At 43.9% G+C, this 18,899-nt stretch carries 18 protein-coding genes and 1 tRNA gene; 11 read left to right on the forward strand and 8 right to left on the reverse strand.

From position 1 onward, the window contains the following. The first annotated feature begins 107 nt into the window (after positions 1 to 107). From ESP131_RS05090 to nagE, 3 genes are all read left to right on the forward strand, one after another. Positions 108 to 1,310, forward strand: coding sequence for an ornithine--oxo-acid transaminase (locus ESP131_RS05090; RefSeq protein WP_029340787.1), 1,203 nt, complete (start codon positions 108 to 110; stop codon positions 1,308 to 1,310). A 154-nt stretch (positions 1,311 to 1,464) separates the two neighbouring features. Next, the gene (locus ESP131_RS05095; RefSeq protein ID WP_029340788.1) at positions 1,465 to 1,662 is read left to right on the forward strand and encodes a CsbD family protein; all 198 of its coding nucleotides are present in this window, start codon (positions 1,465 to 1,467) and stop codon (positions 1,660 to 1,662) included. 211 nt (positions 1,663 to 1,873) lie between these two features. Beyond that, positions 1,874 to 3,382 carry an N-acetylglucosamine-specific PTS transporter subunit IIBC gene (gene nagE, locus ESP131_RS05100; protein WP_029340789.1) on the forward strand — a complete coding sequence of 503 codons (1,509 nt, stop codon included), beginning with the start codon at positions 1,874 to 1,876 and terminating at the stop codon, positions 3,380 to 3,382. Between the two features lie 23 nt (positions 3,383 to 3,405). Here nagE and ESP131_RS05105 read toward each other — a convergent pair whose 3' ends face one another. The 4 genes from ESP131_RS05105 to yhfH all read right to left on the reverse strand — a co-directional run bounded on the left by ESP131_RS05105 (position 3,406) and on the right by yhfH (position 6,251). Then, positions 3,406 to 4,308 (reverse strand): EamA family transporter, encoded by a 903-nt coding sequence (locus ESP131_RS05105; protein ID WP_029340790.1) that lies wholly within the window; start codon positions 4,306 to 4,308, stop codon positions 3,406 to 3,408. 101 nt (positions 4,309 to 4,409) lie between these two features. After that, positions 4,410 to 5,051 (reverse strand): YkyA family protein, encoded by a 642-nt coding sequence (locus ESP131_RS05110; RefSeq protein WP_069940302.1) that lies wholly within the window; start codon positions 5,049 to 5,051, stop codon positions 4,410 to 4,412. A gap of 15 nt (positions 5,052 to 5,066) precedes the next feature. Then, the gene (locus ESP131_RS05115; protein ID WP_069940303.1) at positions 5,067 to 5,912 is read right to left on the reverse strand and encodes a polysaccharide deacetylase family protein; all 846 of its coding nucleotides are present in this window, start codon (positions 5,910 to 5,912) and stop codon (positions 5,067 to 5,069) included. A 192-nt stretch (positions 5,913 to 6,104) separates the two neighbouring features. Then, positions 6,105 to 6,251, reverse strand: a complete 147-nt coding sequence (gene yhfH / locus ESP131_RS05120) for a protein YhfH (RefSeq protein ID WP_064505459.1) — start codon at positions 6,249 to 6,251, stop codon at positions 6,105 to 6,107. Between the two features lie 184 nt (positions 6,252 to 6,435). On the opposite strand from yhfH, the gene ESP131_RS05125 reads away from it, so the two are divergent. From ESP131_RS05125 to ESP131_RS05140, 3 genes are all read left to right on the forward strand, one after another. Further along, the gene (locus ESP131_RS05125; protein ID WP_050678080.1) at positions 6,436 to 7,062 is read left to right on the forward strand and encodes a nitroreductase family protein; all 627 of its coding nucleotides are present in this window, start codon (positions 6,436 to 6,438) and stop codon (positions 7,060 to 7,062) included. A gap of 140 nt (positions 7,063 to 7,202) precedes the next feature. Next, a tRNA-Val gene (locus ESP131_RS05130) sits at positions 7,203 to 7,275 on the forward strand. A gap of 117 nt (positions 7,276 to 7,392) precedes the next feature. After that, a protein-coding gene (locus ESP131_RS05140) for an IS3 family transposase (protein WP_156772489.1) occupies positions 7,393 to 8,555 on the forward strand; the annotation gives its coding sequence in 2 pieces (ribosomal slippage) (positions 7,393 to 7,669 and positions 7,669 to 8,555; 1,164 coding nt in all). A gap of 60 nt (positions 8,556 to 8,615) precedes the next feature. On the opposite strand, the gene ESP131_RS05145 is transcribed toward ESP131_RS05140, so the two are convergent. Further along, entirely contained in the window at positions 8,616 to 9,176 is a 561-nt protein-coding gene (locus tag ESP131_RS05145; RefSeq protein ID WP_069940305.1) for a YdhK family protein, read from the reverse strand. A 146-nt stretch (positions 9,177 to 9,322) separates the two neighbouring features. Here ESP131_RS05145 and ESP131_RS05150 point away from each other — a divergent pair, with 146 nt between their 5' ends. The 3 genes from ESP131_RS05150 to ESP131_RS05160 are packed head-to-tail and all read left to right on the forward strand — an operon-like array spanning position 9,323 to position 11,907. Then, on the forward strand, positions 9,323 to 10,672 hold the full coding sequence (locus tag ESP131_RS05150) for a sensor histidine kinase (RefSeq protein ID WP_069940306.1): 1,350 nt from the start codon (positions 9,323 to 9,325) through the stop codon (positions 10,670 to 10,672). A gap of 1 nt (position 10,673) precedes the next feature. Beyond that, a complete protein-coding gene (locus ESP131_RS05155) occupies positions 10,674 to 11,324 on the forward strand; it encodes a response regulator transcription factor (protein ID WP_029340796.1) in 651 nt (216 codons plus the stop codon). A gap of 16 nt (positions 11,325 to 11,340) precedes the next feature. Then, entirely contained in the window at positions 11,341 to 11,907 is a 567-nt protein-coding gene (locus ESP131_RS05160; protein WP_069940307.1) for a histidine phosphatase family protein, read from the forward strand. Positions 11,908 to 11,965: 58 nt separating this feature from the next. Here ESP131_RS05160 and ESP131_RS05165 read toward each other — a convergent pair whose 3' ends face one another. Both ESP131_RS05165 and ESP131_RS05170 read right to left on the reverse strand, forming a co-directional pair. Further along, positions 11,966 to 13,453, reverse strand: coding sequence for a phytoene desaturase family protein (locus tag ESP131_RS05165; RefSeq protein ID WP_069940308.1), 1,488 nt, complete (start codon positions 13,451 to 13,453; stop codon positions 11,966 to 11,968). Between the two features lie 16 nt (positions 13,454 to 13,469). Next, positions 13,470 to 14,015, reverse strand: a complete 546-nt coding sequence (locus ESP131_RS05170) for a methyltransferase family protein (protein ID WP_069940309.1) — start codon at positions 14,013 to 14,015, stop codon at positions 13,470 to 13,472. 216 nt (positions 14,016 to 14,231) lie between these two features. Between ESP131_RS05170 and ESP131_RS05175 the strand changes: the two genes are divergently transcribed. Continuing rightward, on the forward strand, positions 14,232 to 15,059 hold the full coding sequence (locus tag ESP131_RS05175; protein WP_069940310.1) for a M15 family metallopeptidase: 828 nt from the start codon (positions 14,232 to 14,234) through the stop codon (positions 15,057 to 15,059). Between the two features lie 65 nt (positions 15,060 to 15,124). Then, positions 15,125 to 15,601: a hypothetical protein gene (locus ESP131_RS05180; RefSeq protein WP_069940311.1), complete on the forward strand. Its 477-nt coding sequence runs from the start codon at positions 15,125 to 15,127 to the stop codon at positions 15,599 to 15,601. Positions 15,602 to 15,663: 62 nt separating this feature from the next. Here the strand turns inward: ESP131_RS05180 and ESP131_RS05185 are convergent, their stop codons facing one another. Beyond that, entirely contained in the window at positions 15,664 to 18,795 is a 3,132-nt protein-coding gene (locus tag ESP131_RS05185) for an efflux RND transporter permease subunit (RefSeq protein WP_069940312.1), read from the reverse strand. Positions 18,796 to 18,899: the final 104 nt, after the last annotated feature.

Genomic DNA, 18,899 nt, shown 5'->3' on the forward strand with positions numbered 1-18,899 from the left:
GCATTAGAATCCTTTCGCTTGGATACTTTTTAAGTGAAGATTCTATGAAAAAATCTGCTATAATAACATTGAAAGCGTTTTCTAAAGAGTTATGAGGGGGAATTTCGATGAATCAAACAGAGAAAATCATTCAACAGACAGAACAGTTCGGAGCACATAACTACCATCCACTCCCAATCGTCATCTCAGAGGCGGAGGGTGTCTTCGTTACGGATCCTGAAGGACGTCGGTATATGGATATGCTGAGTGCCTATTCAGCAGTCAACCAAGGACATCGTCATCCCAAAATCATTGACGCTCTCAAACGTCAGGCAGATAAGATTACTTTGACGTCACGCGCCTTCCATAATGATCAACTGGGCTTCTTTTATGAAAAAGTCGCACAATTGACGGGAAAAGATATGGTATTACCGATGAACACGGGTGCGGAAGCTGTCGAGACAGCAGTGAAAGCAGCACGACGTTGGGCATATGAAGTCAAACAAATCCCAGGTGACGCTGAAATCATCGTTTGTGAAGGAAACTTCCATGGTCGGACGATGACAGCCGTCTCGATGTCGACGGAAGCAGAATACCAGCGGGGATTTGGACCGCTTCTTCCTGGAATCAAGACGATTCCTTACGGCGATCTTGAGGCATTAAAACAGGCGATCACTGAAAATACAGCGGCATTCATCTTGGAACCGATTCAAGGCGAAGCAGGCATCTTAATTCCTTACGATGGTTTCTTAAAAGACGCGCAAGAAGTTTGTCGTGCGCAGAATGTCCTGCTCGTATCGGATGAGATTCAGTCTGGACTCGGTCGTTCCGGTAAATGGTTTGCTTCTGATTGGGACGAGGTAACACCAGACATGTACATTCTTGGTAAAGCACTGGGTGGTGGTGTATTCCCAATCTCATGTGTGGCTGCGAATAAAGATGTCCTTTCCGTCTTCAATCCAGGCTCACACGGCTCGACGTTTGGTGGCAATCCACTCGCTTGTGCCGTCTCGATTGCTTCACTTGAAGTATTAGAAGACGAAAAGTTACCGGAACGTTCACTCGAACTCGGTACGTATTTCATGGAGAAGTTAAAACAAATCAACAACCCGATGATTAAAGAAGTACGTGGTCGTGGATTGTTCATTGGTGTTGAACTCACAGAAGCAGCACGACCATATTGCGAAGCGTTGAAAGAAAAAGGCTTGCTCTGTAAAGAAACGCATGAGACAGTCATTCGCTTTGCACCACCGCTCGTCATTACAAAAGAAGAGTTGGATTGGGCGTTCGAACGGATTGAACAAGTGTTAGGTGTTTCCGTCGCCCAATAAAAAGAATAGCTTCAGATTAAACAACAGTGGACAGGACGTTCACTGTTGTTTTTGTTTAGGAAAGTGTCGATTTTGATTAAAGAAAAGTTTGAAAATCAGTGACAAGGGAACAGACAACTATCGCAAAAAAAACTTTTAAATGGGGGTAATGGTTATGTCAAACAACAGTGGTCTCAATAAAAAAGCAGATGGTCTCGTCGATAAAGTAGCAGGTAAAGCGAAAGAAGCGCTTGGGAAAGCAACAGGCGATAAATCAACAGAACGCGAAGGTAAAAAAGATCAAGTTAAAGGTGACGCGAAGAAAACGGTCGGAAACGTCCAACAAAATTTCGAAGATACGAATCGTCGCTAAGACGGTTGCAACTTAATAGAAAAACCGGACTGGAGGGTAACTCTAGTCCGGTTTTTAGTGTCTGCTATAATAAATTTTTATATCACTAAAAAAGATAATGAGTAATTTGTATAAAGGTCTAGTCATTTAGATGTTTATATGGAATAATAAAAAACGTAAAAGCGTTTACATTGTTCTGTCATTATCGTTTATTCAAGAAAGGGTGAAAGGTATGTTGCAGTTTCTACAACGCATTGGTAAAGCTTTGATGTTACCAATCGCAGTATTACCAGCTGCCGGAATCGTGCTCCGATTAGGTTCGGCGGATATGCTAGATATTCCGTTGATGGTAGCAGCAGGAGGGGCTATTTTTGATAACCTTCCATTAATATTTGCCATCGGTGTCGCCATTGGTCTATCGATCGATGCAAGTGGGGCAGCGGGTCTTGCCGGAGCCATTGGGTATCTCGTCTTAAAGAACGGCGTTGACTCGATGAACAAGGAGTATTCCAGTGCACAGATTCAAGCAAAATATGATGCGATTGCCGCAATCGTCAATGATTCCTCGACCAAGGTCGACGGAGCGACACTTGGTTCGATCGCGAATCAGGCGACACTCGGATCGACCGTTAATATGGCGGTATTCGGTGGAATCATCGCGGGTATCGTCGCAGGACTTCTATACAATCGGTTCTACAACATTAAGTTACCGGATTGGTTAGCATTCTTCGGTGGTCGTCGTTTCGTTCCAATCATTACATCAGCGGTCATGCTCGTACTTGCTTTCATCTTTGGTTATGTCTGGCCGTTCATCGAGCAAGGCATCAACGGTGCTGGTGAATGGATGGTTGGTCTTGGTGCAGGAGGCGCTGCTCTGTTTGGATTCTTTAACCGTCTCTTGATTCCTGTCGGCTTACACCACGTCTTGAATAATATTTTCTGGTTCGTCTTCGGTTCATATGAAAAAGCAGATGGTACAGTCGCGAATGGCGACATCGCACGCTTCTTCGCTGGAGATCCGACAGCTGGGATTTATCAAGCGGGCTTCTTCCCAATTATGATGTTTGCCTTACCGGCTGCAGCTTTTGCGATTGTCATGGCTGCGCGTAAAGAAAATCGAAAAGCAGTTGCTGGAGCGATGATTGGTCTTGGACTGACGTCCTTCTTGACAGGGATCACGGAACCAATCGAGTTCTCGTTCATGTTCTTATCACCTGTTTTATATGTCATTCATGCAGTTTTAACAGGTCTATCGATGGCCATCGTTAACTTACTCGGTATTTTACATGGCTTCTCCTTCTCGGCTGGTTTCATTGATTATGCCTTGAACTTCGGGATTGCCACAAAACCATTACTTCTCATCCCGGTTGGTCTCGCGTTCGCGGTCGTCTATTACTTCCTATTCTACTTCATGATCACGAAATTTGATCTGAAGACACCAGGTCGCGAAGATGAATCGCTCGTCACAGACACGGGAGTCGTTCTGACAGACTCAGACGATAAATATGAACAACAAGCAGCTCAAATTTTTGCCGGATTGAAAGGAACAGACAACGTCACGTCGATTGATAACTGTGCGACACGCTTACGTCTCCAAGTCAAGGATCCAAGTATCATTGATGAAGCAGCGATTAAAGCGGCTGGAGCAAAAGGTGTCATGAAGATGGGTGCGACAAGTGTTCAAATCATCATTGGCACAGATGTTGAATTCGTTGCGGATGCGATGAAGCGACAGAAGTAAAGAAAAAACGACCTTTCCTGAGCTTAGGAAAGGTCGTTTTGCTGTACGTTCGCAACAGGTGCTGTTTTGCTTGACCGATAGATCGGATAAAAGATTCCAATCAAGATGATGACGATTCCAATCCATTGAGAGCTCATCAGATGTTCACCTAAAATCAATACAGAACAGATGACTGCTGTCGGTAATTCTGCCGCACCCAGTAAAGAGACGCTGGCTGGAGACAAATGAGGCGCACCCGCAGCAAATAAGAGTGGTGGCAAAATCAACGCGAATAGACCGAGTGGAATTGCATACAGAAGAAGACCGTTTTCGAAATTCGCAGAAGACAAGAACGTCGTCGGTGGATACATGATCATGACAAAAGCAAGACCACCTGTCATCATATAGAAGCTTTTCTTTATGACGGGTAGATGATTGGCAACGCGTCCACTAGCCAGTAGGAAAATCGAGAAACTAACAGCCGCTCCAAGACCGAATAATGTTCCACGCAGGTCGAGTGGGCTCGAGTAAGCAGCACTCGCGAGAATGGCTCCACCAATCAGTAGAATCGCAGACAGGAAGTGCGCGCGAGATGGTAAACGTTTGAATGCGAGAGCATCAATGATGACACCAATCCAAGTGAATTGGAATAAGAGAATGATCGCAACGGATGCCGATACGGTCTGAAGACTTTGGTAATAGAGATAACCGGTTGTACCGCTTGAAATACCAATCAGCATGAGAAGACCAGCTGTTTTGAGATCGAGACGAAGGTTTTTCGTAAATAAGGCAAGTCCGAAAATCATGAGCCAGCCGAAGAAAAATTGACTACCTGAAACGGCTGCTGAGTTGAATCCAGCGGCATAAGCGAGTTTGACGATCGTTGAGAGGACACCATAACTGATAGCGCCGATGAGAACGAATAAAGTTGCTTTTGAACGATGCATGAATAAATTCCCTCCATTTTTAGTAAAAACCACGCAAAAAAAGGTTGCAACGGGGCCTTGTCCAGGTTTTTTGGACAGGGTTTGGTTGCAACCTGTGTGATTTATTGAGTTGATGTGTCGAGCAAACGATACAGCCGGGTTTTCGTTTGATTATATTGAACGGTCAGCGCATTCCACTTCTTTAATGACGCGGTAGCTTTCCGTGTTAAACGATTTAAATCCGCTGTTGACTCATCAATCTTAACGAAATCCGGTTTTTTCGTCAAGCGTGAAAGCACTTTCTTTTCAGCGTCCATCGCTTGTCGATACGTTTTCGAGAACGTTTGAAACGTCTGCTGGCGTTCCTTGATGATTGCCACTAAGGCAGTTCCTTCTGTTTTTGCTTTACCATCAAGCTTGTTGACAGCATCCTTCAATTCTTCAAGATCGAGTGTAGCGTACATTTCTTTACGTAACGTGTCTTCTTGTTTTAATAGAGCAAGCCGTTCGTCATTTAAGGCTTCTAATTCCTCTCGTTCATTTTGAGAGCGTTTGATTTCTTCAGCACCTGCATCAAGAACGGCTTGGTACGTATTAACTGAAATTTCGTCTTGACGAGCACGTTGATCAGCTAGCGTGAATGCCTTCTCTTCACCTTCGACTTGTTGCTCTAGCTGTTCATGAAGAGAAGCTGGTGAATCGTTGGAGCAGGCAGCGAGTCCGAAGCTCGACAGGAACAATACTGCTACGAATGATTTTTTCATCTGAATAGTAACTCCTTATAAATTTGAGTATTGCGCGAAATTGTACGGAATATGGAAATCTTCATCATAAATCGCGAATTGATAGCCTTTTTTCTGAAGTCCGGCAACAATGGCTGGAAGTGCTTTGATGGCTTGTGGTTGTTCATGTAAGAGTATGATTTCAAACGGACGTTCTGATCGTCGAATGACCGTATTTGCTACTTCTTTTGCACTATCTTTGTAATACCAGTCCATTGAATCGATCGACCAGTCCCACACACGAAAGTCTGCTGAATGAATGGCAGATGCCATTTTTTTCGTGATGCCTGGATCAGAGCCATAAGGTGGTCGTGTCAAATGTGGTGTTAGCTTCGTCAACTCATGGATTTTCTTCTGAACACTTTGCATCTCTGAGACATACTTTCCTTTTTCGTACAATGTATCGTAATCATGCGTTTCCCCGTGTAATCCGATATAGTGTCCAGCTTTAGCAGCAGCTTTGACTTCTTGCGGAAAAGCCTCTACTTGTGATCCGAGATAAAAGAAAGTGGCACGAGTCTGAAGTTGATCCAATGTTCGAAGTAAGTCCGGTGTTAATGCAGATGGACCATCTTCGAATGTTAAATAGGCGACTTTTTTTGTTACACCATTCCATTTTTCCACGCGTGCTTTTTCCATATTGACGACAGGTACTTCAGTAATGGATTTACCTGTCGTAATGGATTGTTGCTCAGGAGTAAAAACGTATCGGTAAGCGACATATCCTCCAACTCCGAGAAAGACAAGTGTGAGAAGTAAGAAAAAACGTGGGAAAAACTTTCTTTTTTTTGTACGCGGTCGTGGACCGAGTTCGCTAGCGTGGCTTGAGGTAAATGGATCCATCGTTGTCTGTCGCTCCTTTTGTCAAAAAATATCATATACAGATAATGTAACATTCTGACTGTTTCTTTTGTAACAAACAGATGACAAAAAGATGACGATAAATCGATTTTTCTAAAAAATATCGGTTTATTTAGAAAGAGTTTGCAAGAAATAAAAAAACAACCACTAATTAAGTGATTGTTTCATGTGTTATTAGTGTTCTGTTACAGCACACTCATCGCATTCCGTTTGATAGGATTCACATTGTTCATCCATCTCTTTTCCGCAATGGGCACACGTCTTGACGGGAAGTTCACGATAGAATGCAGCAGATGCTTCTTGGTAAAGGGGTTGTTCCATGTGTTTTTCCTCCTTCAAAGTAAACGCAATGATTTTTATCTTGGTTTTATTGTATTAGTACAGAAGTATAAAGTCAACAATTGTTTTATAACAGTAAAGGCGTTTGAAGTACTGATAGAGGACAATGAAAAAGAGACATGCTACGATATCTAAGTAATCTGATAATGATAAGGGGGATTTATACATGACACAGGCAACACTTGATACAATGCGTGTCTTAACAGAAAGACGTTCCGTTCGCCATTACGACGAAACGTTCAAGCTTTCAAAACAGGAAGTGGAAGAACTATTAGAATGGACGACAGCGGCGCCGAGTGCTTGGAATTTGCAACACTGGCATTTCACGGTCTTTCATTCGGAAGAAGCGAAGCAGCAACTTGCACCGATTGCTTATAATCAGCCGGCTATCACTTCGGCTTCAGCAGTCATTGCAATCTTAGGTGATGTTCAAGCTAATCGAAACTACAATCCGGTTTATGGTCCGGCAGTAGAAGCAGGTGGCATGACAGAGGATTTGTTCGATTCGATCAAGGCACAAGTAGAGGGCGCTTATCAAAGTGAAGCATACGGTCGCGACGCGGCAATGTCGAATGCGAGTCTTGCTGCGATGCAATTGATGCTTGCGGCAGAAGCACGTGGATTATCAACACTCGCAATGGGCGGATTTGATCATCAACGTTTTGCGGAAACGTTCATCACCGAGTCACGGTATGTACCGGTCATGTTAATTGCTGTTGGTAAAGCGGTCGAAGATGCGAAAAAACGTCCCGCACTACGTTTACCGATCGATCAAGTATCAACATTCCTGTAAGTCATTCAAAATGGAGGAAGTGGGGTTCAATTCCTCCATTTTAATTTTTTTTTATTTTTTTCGGAAAAAGACTTGTCAGCCTTTTAGTTTCTTGATATATTAATACATGTCCTAGCAAGTACATAACGTACTGCAAACATGATTCTGTAGCTCAGCTGGGAGAGCGCTACCTTGACAGGGTAGAGGTCGCTGGTTCGAGCCCAGTCAGAATCATACCGAAAGCCCGCTTCTCCTTTATAGGAACTGGGCTAACCTAAAATTTTGAGACAATATAAAACACCTTCGGAGTGGTACACTTTTAAAAAGTACTAACATCGGAGGTGTTTTTGCATGGGCAAAAACGTATATTCAAGTGAAGTAAAATGGGCAGTAGTCAAAGAAAAGCTGAGTGGTAAGTTAACGACGAGAGAAATCATGGAGAAGTACGGAATCAAAAATGAATCTCAAATCAAAACATGGATGAGATGGTATCGCTCTAACGAACATTATCGATTTGATCAGCCAATCGGTAAACAATATACCTATGGACATGGTCCAGATTCTGCGAGTGAGGATGACAAGAGAGAACGACAAATGTCACATCTGAAGATGGAAAATGAGATCTTAAAAAAGTACATGGAAATCGAAAGAGAGTTGAGAAAGAAGTAGTCATAAAAATTGTAGAGTTTCTTCGGAGAAAGTATACAATCACCGCCATTCTTAGCGCTTTGAATGTACCAAGAGCAAGCTATTACCGTTGGATTAAGGAATCTGTGAAAGCACCTTCGGTGCTCGAAAAAACCGTCATTGAACTAAGTAAACAGACGAAGTATCGGAATGGACATCGAAAAATAAAGGCATTATTACAGCAAATCTATCAGTTAAAAGCCAATCGGAATACCGTACAGAAAATCATGCAAAAACACCATCTCCAATGTCGGATCAAGCCGAAGCGAAGATGGAAGTCTCAAGGTGAGCGCATCATAACGGCACCGGATCTCATCAAGCGCGATTTCACAGCAAGTAAACCGAATCAAAAGTGGGTGACGGATATCACCTATATCCAATACGGCAGCACGACGAAATATCTTTCCACCATTATGGATCTTTTTAATAACGAAATCGTCGCATACAAGTTATACGAGCATCAACAAACGTCTCTTGTGATTGATACGTTGAAGATAGCGCTTGAGAATCGAAAGTATCCCGAAGGGGTCATCCTTCATTCGGACCAAGGAAGTGTCTATACGTCATACGCCTTTCAAGAATTCGTTAAAAGGAATCACCTAACAAGCAGCATGTCTCGTAGAGGAAACTGTTGGGACAACGCAGTTATCGAATCGTTCCACTCTAATTTAAAGTCCGAGGAATTCCAGTACGTCAAATTTAATTCACTAAGAGACCATGAGGTCTCTGAACGCGTTACTAATTACTTAAATTACTATAACGAAGAACGAATCCAAGAAAAATTAGGCTACCTGACACCGAAAAAATACGGTGTACAGGCAGCCTAATCAAGGTGTTTTATATGTGTCTCATATTGCTAGGTCAGTCTAAAAAGCGGGCTTTTTTTATTATTTCTTTATCTCATCCTCTGTGACCCATTTATGATTTTTCACCATCTCTCCACCGTCCGTTGGTTCATAGTTCACCATATAGACAGTCGTTTCTTTTACTTCATCAATCGTCGCTTTAGCTCCATCCATACCTTTCATATGATCCGCTTTGACAGTCGTTTCATCACCAACTTGCAGTGGCTTAGTTGGAACTGGATCGAGTTCTTCTTGAATGACCCATTTATGATTTTTCACCATCTTTCCACCAGTAGTCGGTTTGTAACTGATCGCATAGACGACGGTATCATAAGCACCCGCAATCGTTGCTTTAGCTCCGTCCATACCGTCCATATGATCCGTCGTCAACGTGACGTTGCTTCCTTTCGGATAAGTCGGATCACTGGCTTCCTTTAAACCGGATGGTAGCTTTCCGTCGCTCGAATGCATCATATCTCCATGAGACATATCATGTGAGTCACTATTACTTCCATCGTTATTGGCGTTATTGGCGGATCCACATGCACCGAGCCAAAGCGTAGAACTAAGAGCAAGTACGGTTAACGTCAATGATTTTTTCATATTAAATCCCTCCTGAAGTCGCTAGTCTTCTTTACTATACCCAGCGTATGTGCAAATCGTGTGCAGATGAGGTGACAGTTTCGTTTGCCTGCGTCTATCGCGTTTTTTTTCGCTATACTAAAGTGGAGAGAAAAGGAGGAAACGTCATGCGTCGTATTTCATACTCGGTCGGAGGAATCGTGCTTGCGGCATTTTTAATTTGTGGCAGTGTGTTGTTTGCGACGTTGTATTATCAGTTGTCTCAAACACGAACGCAGGAAGTAGTGGACGGTTTACTGAACCGAGGAAATACCCATCGTGATGTCCTTGTCGATTCCTATGACCAAACGACGATGCGCCATGTCAGCATGATGGAAGCAGATTCATCGTTTACTGTGGTGATCACTGATGCAGATGGAAAACAACTCGAAGCGTCACGACCTTTGTCGAATGAGATGAAAAGTGTGCTAGAGCATACGGATTTTGATTACCGTCAACAAGGAAAAATCGTGACGATGCGTGACTTTTTAATGACGGACAGCCCCATCACCATCGATGGGGAACATCGTGGTCATGTCTTCATGTTCGCTTCTAAAGCAATTGTGGATCACGTACTTGATCCGTTGAAACAGCAATTTTTTCAAGTGGGTCTGCTCGCACTTTTATTGGCAGGTGCGGCAAGCATTTGGGCGACCCGACTCATCTCTCGTCCGTTGATTCAAATGGAAAAAGCGACGGCACGTCTATTGGATGGGGAAGGTGGAGAGTTGCCGATTGATCGACAAGACGAACTGGGACAATTGGCGCGTTCAATTCAGCAATTAAAACAGGATCTCGATTTTTTGAATCGGGATCGATCTGAATTTTTAGCAAGCGTATCTCATGAACTACGCACACCATTGACATATATAAAGGGATACGCGGATATTCTCGAACGCCAAACGTTGACGCCGGATGAGCAACAACGCTACATTACGATCATTCGAGAAGAAAGTCAGCAAATGAATGAATGGATTGAGCAATTATTTTGGCTAGCACGTATTGATGCCAATGCTTTTATGATGGAACGAAAACCTGTTGATGTCGAAGACTTGATTCATCAAGTGATACGATTGATGCGTCCAGACATCGAACAAGAAAATGTTTCGTTCGAGATAGAAGGTGAGCGATTAGAAGTGATGGGTGACGCTCAGCAGCTCCGTCAGATGATCGTGAATATCATTGAAAATGCACGTCGACATACGACGTCGGGAAAAATCATCGTTCGTTATGGTGTCAACGCAGTAGGGGCTTTCATTCAAATCGAAGATACAGGAGAAGGGATCGCTGCAGAATCTTTACCTCATGTAACGAAACGGCTCTACCGAACGGAAGCATCTCGTTCTCGAAAACATGGAGGAACTGGAATCGGACTCTCCATCGTTGAAGCAATTGCACGGACACATGGAGCAGAATTGAACATCAAGAGTCAACTTGGACATGGAACACAAGTGACACTGCAGTGGAAGGAGAAATAAAATGCCGCATGTATTGATCGTAGATGATGAACCGAGAATGCTTGAACTGCTCAAACTGTATATTCAGCCGTATGGGTACACGTGTCAGCTTGTGGATTCTGCGCAGCAAGCTCTTGATCTCTGCCGTCAGCACGTATTCGACCTGATTTTACTAGATGTCATGATGCCGGATATGGATGGCTGGACATGTTGTCGTCTCATTCGAGAACACTCTAATACCCCAATCTTGATGGTTACGGCTCGGAATCAGCGGGAAGACATCATTCGGACACGGGAAGTGGGAGCGAATGATTACATATCAAAACCGATTCAAGAAGGGGAACTGATCGGGCGAATGGAAGTTTTATTACAGCAACAGTATGATGGTCTATCCTATGACCGGGAAAGCTATCGTTGTAGTTACCTCCAACAAAAGATTTCGTTAACGAAGACGGAGTTTGAGTTGTTAGGTGTATTTTTAGATTCTCCACGACGTGTTTGGACGCGTGATCAGCTAACGACGATGTTATGGGGAGCGGAAGCGGCTGTAGACGAGCGGACGATCGACTCGCATATCAGACATTTAAGAGAAAAACTACGTGTTTGCGGTTTTCCGATTGAACAGCATTTGGAAACAGTTCGCGGAATCGGATACCGCTGGACACACCAATAAAGGGGAAATTCAAGCCATGACGACACTCTATTTCGTACGGCACGCACATTCGACATACTCGCCAGATGAACGAGCACGTCCACTCTCCGGTGCAGGACAGGCAGATGCGAGACGTTTACTTGAAACATTTCAAGGAATTCCAATCGACAGATTCTACAGTAGCCCGTATCGACGGGCGATTGAGACGGTTGCACCGCTCGCGAAGGCACGTCAACACCCAATCATTGAGGTAGAGGAACTACGAGAGCGATTATTAGCACCGGAAGCGCTTGACGATTTTCAAGCAGCTGTCACGTATGTATGGCAACATCCGAACGAAAATCCGTACGGAGGCGAAACGAACAAAGAAGCGTCGCAACGCATTCGGCAATTCATCGACGAACTAGTGGAGAAGCATCCTGACGAAACAGTCGTTCTTGGAACACACGGAAACATCATGGTGTTACTCTTAGAAACATTTGATCCGACGTTTAATCACGCATTTTGGAAATCCTTACCGATGCCAGCCGTGTGTCGAATGGATGTGAGAGCAGGAGAACAGGCGGACATTCATGTCGTACCACTTTTAACGAATACAAAGTAAAAAAGAGACGGAACTGATGCGTGCATCAGCTTCCGTCTCTTTTGTAATTAAAGAAATCTTAAGGCGTAGGAACAGCACCTTCATGTTTTCGAATCAAGTCTGCTGTTAATTGACCGGACAAGGTGACCATTGGTACACCGCCGCCTGGGTGTGTCGAACCACCAACGAAATAAAGTCCTTCGTACAAGTCGCTCTTCGATGGAATCTTGAATCCACCATTTTTCTTCCGATCGGCTGCGACACCATAAATGGATCCGCCGTTTGGACCGTATAATTCTTTTAAATCTTCTGGAGTGAAGCGATATTCGAACTCGATCGATTCACGCAAACCGTGAAGTCCCATCCGCTCCAATTTATCGAGAACGACTTCACGATACGCATCCCAGTCGACCTCACCTTTTTGAAGTGTGAGCGGTGGAACGTGTGTCAAGACGAATAAGTTATCCTTCCCTTCAGGAGCTTGGGAAGCGTCGGATTTTGATGAGACACCGACATAGATCGTCGGATCCTCAGGAGGTGTTCCTTCTTTAAACATTTGGGCGAATTCACGCTCTGGATTTTCCGAGAAAAAGAAATTATGATGCGCTAGCCCGCGATACTCACGATTTACACCGAGCAGTAGGACAAGACCTGAAACGGAAGGGGCGAACGACGCCTGTAATTTTTTAGCCTGTTTCCGGGCTTTTTTCTCCGGTACGATCCGTTCGTAAGTCGGGATGACCTCGAGATTTGAGACGACGATGTCGGCTGCATGAAACGTTCCGTTTGATAAGACGCCGACCGCTTTTTTATTTTCAAGGACGATTTGTTCAACGGGTGAGTTGAGATGAACCGTAACGCGGAGCTCATCAAGCAACCGTTTCATGGCACGCGCGATTTGGTACATACCACCTTTGACATAATAGATGCCGAGTCCCATTTGAACGTAAATCATCTGATTGAAGACAGCAGGTGCCTGATAAGGATTGGAACCAACATACATGACCATATAGTTGAACAGCTGTTCGAGATACGGATCATTGAGATGTTTCTTTGTTCCGGTCGCGACCGTATTCATCGGATCCATCTTTAATAAATCAGACATCGTATGGTATTTTTTTAAGTCCTTTAAATCTTCGAGACTGTATTTATAAAAACTGTCGAGGCATAAGTCGTACATTTGTTTGGAGTACCGGAACAATTCGACGAAATCAGCTCGTGACGAGACTTGTTCGACTTCTTCAAGCATTCCAGGTAAGTCACCTTTGACATCGATTTTTGTTCCATCCTCAAAGAATGTACGCCATTGTGGTTCAATGCGCTCGATTTCTAAGTAATCATCCAAGTTACGATGAACGCTTGAGAAGAGTTGTTCGAGTACCCAAGGCATCGTTAAGATGGAAGGACCGGTATCGAAAGTAAATCCCTTCCCACTACGTTGATTCAGTTTCCCGCCGACGTTCGCATTCTTTTCAAGCATCGTGACTGCATAACCATCTCCAGCCAAACGAATGGCAGCAGACATACCAGCAAGACCTGCTCCAATGACAATTGCGCGTTTCTTCAAATGAATCACTTCTCCTTTAGTAGATGAATGGAATCAATCGTTTTCGTTTCGCAGCCCATACCGTATAGGCAGGTCCAAAACCTTTCGTTAACATCGCTTCCTCGATTCGAATCCGGTAGAGCAAGAAAATGAACATCAGAAGTCCAGAGAGAATGAAAAGTCCGAACTGACCGGTGAACAAGGGGAAGCTCATCGTAATCAACAACAATCCACTATATAACGGGTGACGTAAAAAGCGATAGGGACCGCTACTGACGAGCTGATCACCCGACGCCACGACGACATGACGAGTGAACTGTTGCTTTAAGTGAAGAATTCCCCATAGACGTAAGGAAACACCACACCATAACAAAATGCATGAAGAGATGCGCATGACAGAAGAAACGGTTTCATTCGCAAAGAGGAAAGCGCAGACGATCGTTCCGCTTAGGACAAGGAAAATCAAATAAAAACTCACTTGTTCTGCTGCGCCTGACTTAGACTCGGAGCGATTCCGGAAACGAATTATCTCACCAATCCAGCAGATGCTACCAATACTGAAAATCCATTCCCAAAGTGACACGTACGCTACTCCTTTCTACATCAGAATCATGTTTCGAAAACGCATACATCGTTATTTACCCATTGTAATTCGTCCTTAAGCTACATTTAGAAAACTTCAGAAATACTTCATTTTCATGACAAGCATTCCGAAAGAACCCTGTTTGAAAAAAAGAATGGTATTCTAATCTAAAATATGGATGCAGATTAGAACATGCATAAAGGAGATATACGATTCATGAAATACATCACGACACTCATCACGACGTTGACATTAACAGCGGTCTGTACATCAGTGTATATACCAACGGTCGAAGCATCGACTTCTACTTATCGGCAAGCAAAGACATCCCTTCATTTGCGTAAAGGAGCATCGATTGATCAACCGAGTCTTGCGGTTATTCCGACAGGGATCTATGTGACGGAACTGTCGAAAGTCGGTACATGGTCAAAAGTACAATATGGTACGAAGATTGGGTATGCGAGTACGAAGTATCTATTGACGGATGAACAAATCGGTGGAAAACGGATCGGTAAGACCCTCATCGCGAATAAGAACTTAGCGCTCCGCTCGACGTACGCTCCTGGTGAGAATCAACAAGCAAGAGCAGCGTTTGAGAAAATGCGTATAGCGGCTAAAAAAGAGGGAATTACGCTCGTTGCGTTTAGTACATATCGCTCTTATGCCTATCAAAAAACGTTATTTGATAAATATGTTGCGCGTGATGGGTACGAGAAGGCGAGTACGTATAGTGCGGAACCTGGAAAAAGTGAACACCAGACTGGTCTTGCGTTTGATATCGGAGGCGCTGATTCAACAAAATACGCCACGTTTAGCTTTTCAAAAACAAAAGAGGCAAAATGGTTGTTTGCGAATGCTCACCGCTATGGCTTCCATCTCCGCTATCCATCTGGTAAAGAATCTTGGACGGGTTATACGTATGAGAGCTGGCACTATCGGTATGTCGGAGCAACGCTTGCCGCTCGCCTAAAAGTCAGTGGACTAACAATGGAAGAGTATTTCCATCTCGCACCATGGAAACCAGTAAAGGTTTCGACTTCTTAAAAATATGGTAAATAGAGGATGTTGACTTAGTCGGTTATTCGTCTCAGGTGAAAGAGGTGGAACGAATGGCAAAAAAAGATGCGAAACATCACATCATGACGTTTACGTTCAAAGAAGAAGCGACATCCTATCAAGTGTTCAGTGAATTGAAGAAATATCATGCGCGAGGTCAAGTCGATTTCGAACAGATTGCCGTCATCAAGCGAAATGAGAATGGTGCTTTTTCGTTTGAAGATGCTGTAGACCTAAGTGGATCGAATCGCGCCGTCAAAGGGTCGCTAATTGGAATGGCGGTTGGTATTTTAGGAGGCCCATTCGGCATCTTACTTGGTTCGATGACGGGTATGCTAATTGGTGGATCGAAAGACATGAAGGAAAATCAAGAAATCCAAGAAATATTCAAACGAACACTCGGTGTCATTCCGCCTGGACAAACAGGGATCATCGCGATTGGTGAAGAGTTTGAGCCATCCGTCCTCGACGGATTAGTGGCGCAACATGATGGTACGTTGGAACGAACGGATGAACAGTTAGAATTGTAAGGTCTTATAGAATGAAAAGGAGCCTATCGCTTGGATCGCGATAGGCTCCTTTTCATGTGCATTTACTTAGTCGTACGTTCTTTTTTTGCTTTTTTGAAGAAGAACAATTCATAGACGACAGGAACGATGATAAGTGTTAACAACGTAGAGGTCGTTAATCCACCGATGACCGTCAAGGCAAGACCTTTTGAGATCAATGTTCCTGAAGAAGTGGTTAATGCGAGTGGTACCAATGCCATGATTGTTGCAAATGCGGTCATCAGGATTGGGCGTAATCGCGTTTTACCAGCTTCAATCAATGATTCGCGAATCGGCATACCACGTCCGACGTTTTGACCGATGCGGTCTACGAGAACGATTGCGTTCGTGGTGACGATTCCGATCAACATCAGGAAGCCGATCATGACACTGACAGACAATGGTTCATTCGCAAGGAAGAGCGTGACGAGTGAACCAATCGGAACAAAGATCAGAGAGGACAAGATGATGAACGGAATCCGAGCTTTTCCGAACGTAATCAACATTGTCAGGTAAACAAGTCCGATTGCAACGACGATTGCGATTCCGAGTGATTGGAAGATTTCGACCGTATCGTCATTTCCGCCACCACTTGTCAGTGAGACACCGTCTGGTAAATCGATTTTTTCGACGTCAGCTTTTACGGCATTCGATACGTTTTGAACGTCGTCTCCTTTGACTTGTCCAGATACGCGAGCATATACTTTTCCGTCGAGTTTCTGAATCGATGTGAAGGTCTCGACTTCATTGACGTTCGCGACATCTTTCAAAGCGACAGGACCGTTTGCTGAGAAGAGTTGGACGTCTTCGAGATCTTCTTTCGAGACGAGTCCTTCTTCATAAGATAATTGTACGTCTTGATCCTTGTTGTCGAGATTGAGCGTTCCGACCGTAACTGGCTTCGTTTGATCGTTAACGGTACCGAGAATCTGGAAACCAGATAGTCCGCGATCACTTGCTTTCTCAGGATCGATTTCTACGAGATACTGCTTTTGTTTTTCGCTGAAGTTGTTCGTGATATATTTCAAATCATTATTTTTCGACATGTTATCTTCGACGAGTTTTGCCGCCTCTTGAAGAGCTTCGAGGTCGTTCGAGAACAAGTCGACATCGACGTTGTTATTCGATGGAGGACCACCTGTCGATAGTTCAGCCACACTGATTTTGACATCGACGTTTTCATCTTGAGCGATGTCTTCCATCTGTGTCTCAAGTGATTTGATCGTTTTCTCGACGTTTACGCCGTCTTTTAGATTCAAGAAGTAACTTGCTTTATTATCGAGACGTAAACCTATCGTAAAGTCACGCGCTCCGACAGAAGTCGTTACGTCAGCAATGGCTTTTTCTTTATCAAACATTTTTTCCATCTCAAACGAGACGTCACTTGTTTTTTCAAGTGATGTGGCAGCCGGAAGTTCAAGCGATGCCGTCAAGGTCTTCGATGCCTCGTTCGGAATGAACGTAAAGCCGAGACGCGGTACGATCGCCAAAGAACCACCGAGAAGGATGAACGATACGACCAAGATGATTGCCTTGTGCGAGAGTGATTTTTCAATCAGCTTGCCATACCAACGTTGAAGAGCGCCTTCTTTTTCTTCCGCTGGTACCTTCTTGAATGCAAACTTCGCGAGAATCGGTACGATCGTAATCGCAACGAGTAGTGAAGCAAGTAATGAGAAAATAATCGTCAAAGCGAACGGTAAGAAGAACTTACCAGTAATCCCACCGACAAATCCAATCGGTAGGAAGACGACGACGGTCGTCAGCGTCGATGACGTGATTGCTTTTAGAATCTCTTTTGTCGATTGTTCGATGATCTCATCCGTCATACCGGATTCGGATTTTCGGACGCGCCGGAAGATGTTCTCGATGACAACGATACTATCATCGACGACACGACCGACTGCAACAGCCATCCCACCAAGTGTCATGATGTTCAGGGAGATATCTTGCCAGTTCAAGAAGATAGCGGCGATGAGTAATGATAATGGAATCGAGACGATGGCGATGATCGTCGCGCGGATATTCCGCAAGAACAAGAGTACAGCGAGTGATGCGAAGAGGGCACCAAGTAATCCTTCTTTGACGAGTGTCGCAACGGACTCCTCGATATCCTTCGCTGAATCAATCCCAATCGTATAGTCGACTTGATCGTCATATTTATTGAGGATCTTCGTGACTTCATCTGCGATTTCGACTGTATTGGCATCTTGTTTTTTCGTGATTGCCATCGATAAGGAATCTTTTAAATCGTAACGCGTTTTTTCACTTTGTTGTGAGACGGCTTCGATTTTTGCGATATCCTCTAGGCGAATCGGTTCTGCAGGTTCAGAAGCCTGATCTGCAGCTGCACCACCTGTTGTACTTGGTGGTCCTTGCGTTGCACCTTGTGGTGGACCGCCTGCAGATGACTGACCGTTACTTGATGAACTAGCCGCACCTGTAGCAGGTGTCAATTGGAGATTTTTTAGTTTATCTAGATTTTCTAGTTTTTCTTCAACGCGAATCGGAATTTTCGAATCGTTTTCTGATAGCTGACCTGATGGGAACGAGACATACTTTCCATTAATTTGTTCCTTGATGCTTGAGAGCGAGAGACCCGCTTCCGTCGCTTTTTCCTTATCGACGGTGATTTGAACGAGATCATCCTTATAGCCACCAACCGACACGCTGTTGATGCCTGGAATCTTATTAAGTTCAGGTTCGATATCTTCCTTTAGAATTTTCTCGATGTCTTTACCATCCTTGCTAAAGAAGGAGATATTATAGATCGGGAACGATCCAAAGGACAGACGATTTAATTTCGTCGTTGCTTCCTCCGGTAGATTCGCATCTTGGATGGCAGCATCGATTTGTTGTTCGACCTTATCCATATCAGTATCGAACGGGAATTCGATGTTTAAGATACCGATACTTTCATAAGAAGAACTCGTTAGCTTGGTAGCCCCTTCAATTCCTTTAAGGGAAGTTTCAAGCTTTGAGACGACTTGTTTATCGACATCGTCAGGTGATGCACCAGGGTAAACCGCTTCGATTGAAATCTGAGGAAACTCGATTTCCGGGAACTGATCGACTTTTAATTGTGAGAAGGAATACACGCCTCCTAAAATCAATAGGATTGCAATGATGAAGACAGCAACCGAGTTCTTCAAACTAAATCGGGTTAAGAAGTTCATATGAACGCTCCTTTCTTTTTATATGTGCTTATTTACATAGTAGAGGACACTCATAGAACCCGCAACTTTAAAACTGTTTTTATTTAAAAAGATCATTTTGAAAA

This window comes from Exiguobacterium sp. U13-1 (assembly GCF_001750115.1).
GTDB classification, from domain to species: Bacteria; Bacillota; Bacilli; order Exiguobacteriales; family Exiguobacteriaceae; genus Exiguobacterium_A; species Exiguobacterium_A acetylicum.

Excerpts from the sequence above, each read along its gene's own strand:
- ESP131_RS05110 (WP_069940302.1), bottom strand. The coding sequence starts at position 5,051 with ATGAAAAAATCATTCGTAGCAGTATTGTTCCTGTCGAGCTTCGGACTC.
- ESP131_RS05115 (WP_069940303.1), bottom strand. The coding sequence starts at position 5,912 with ATGGATCCATTTACCTCAAGCCACGCTAGCGAACTCGGTCCACGACCG.
- ESP131_RS05160 (WP_069940307.1), top strand. The coding sequence starts at position 11,341 with ATGACGACACTCTATTTCGTACGGCACGCACATTCGACATACTCGCCA.
- ESP131_RS05155 (WP_029340796.1), top strand. The coding sequence starts at position 10,674 with ATGCCGCATGTATTGATCGTAGATGATGAACCGAGAATGCTTGAACTG.
- ESP131_RS05150 (WP_069940306.1), top strand. The coding sequence starts at position 9,323 with ATGCGTCGTATTTCATACTCGGTCGGAGGAATCGTGCTTGCGGCATTT.
- ESP131_RS05125 (WP_050678080.1), top strand. The coding sequence starts at position 6,436 with ATGACACAGGCAACACTTGATACAATGCGTGTCTTAACAGAAAGACGT.
- ESP131_RS05180 (WP_069940311.1), top strand. The coding sequence starts at position 15,125 with ATGGCAAAAAAAGATGCGAAACATCACATCATGACGTTTACGTTCAAA.
- ESP131_RS05105 (WP_029340790.1), bottom strand. The coding sequence starts at position 4,308 with ATGCATCGTTCAAAAGCAACTTTATTCGTTCTCATCGGCGCTATCAGT.
- ESP131_RS05175 (WP_069940310.1), top strand. The coding sequence starts at position 14,232 with ATGAAATACATCACGACACTCATCACGACGTTGACATTAACAGCGGTC.
- ESP131_RS05095 (WP_029340788.1), top strand. The coding sequence starts at position 1,465 with ATGTCAAACAACAGTGGTCTCAATAAAAAAGCAGATGGTCTCGTCGAT.
- yhfH (WP_064505459.1), bottom strand. The coding sequence starts at position 6,251 with ATGGAACAACCCCTTTACCAAGAAGCATCTGCTGCATTCTATCGTGAA.
- nagE (WP_029340789.1), top strand. The coding sequence starts at position 1,874 with ATGTTGCAGTTTCTACAACGCATTGGTAAAGCTTTGATGTTACCAATC.
- ESP131_RS05185 (WP_069940312.1), bottom strand. The coding sequence starts at position 18,795 with ATGAACTTCTTAACCCGATTTAGTTTGAAGAACTCGGTTGCTGTCTTC.
- ESP131_RS05145 (WP_069940305.1), bottom strand. The coding sequence starts at position 9,176 with ATGAAAAAATCATTGACGTTAACCGTACTTGCTCTTAGTTCTACGCTT.
- ESP131_RS05090 (WP_029340787.1), top strand. The coding sequence starts at position 108 with ATGAATCAAACAGAGAAAATCATTCAACAGACAGAACAGTTCGGAGCA.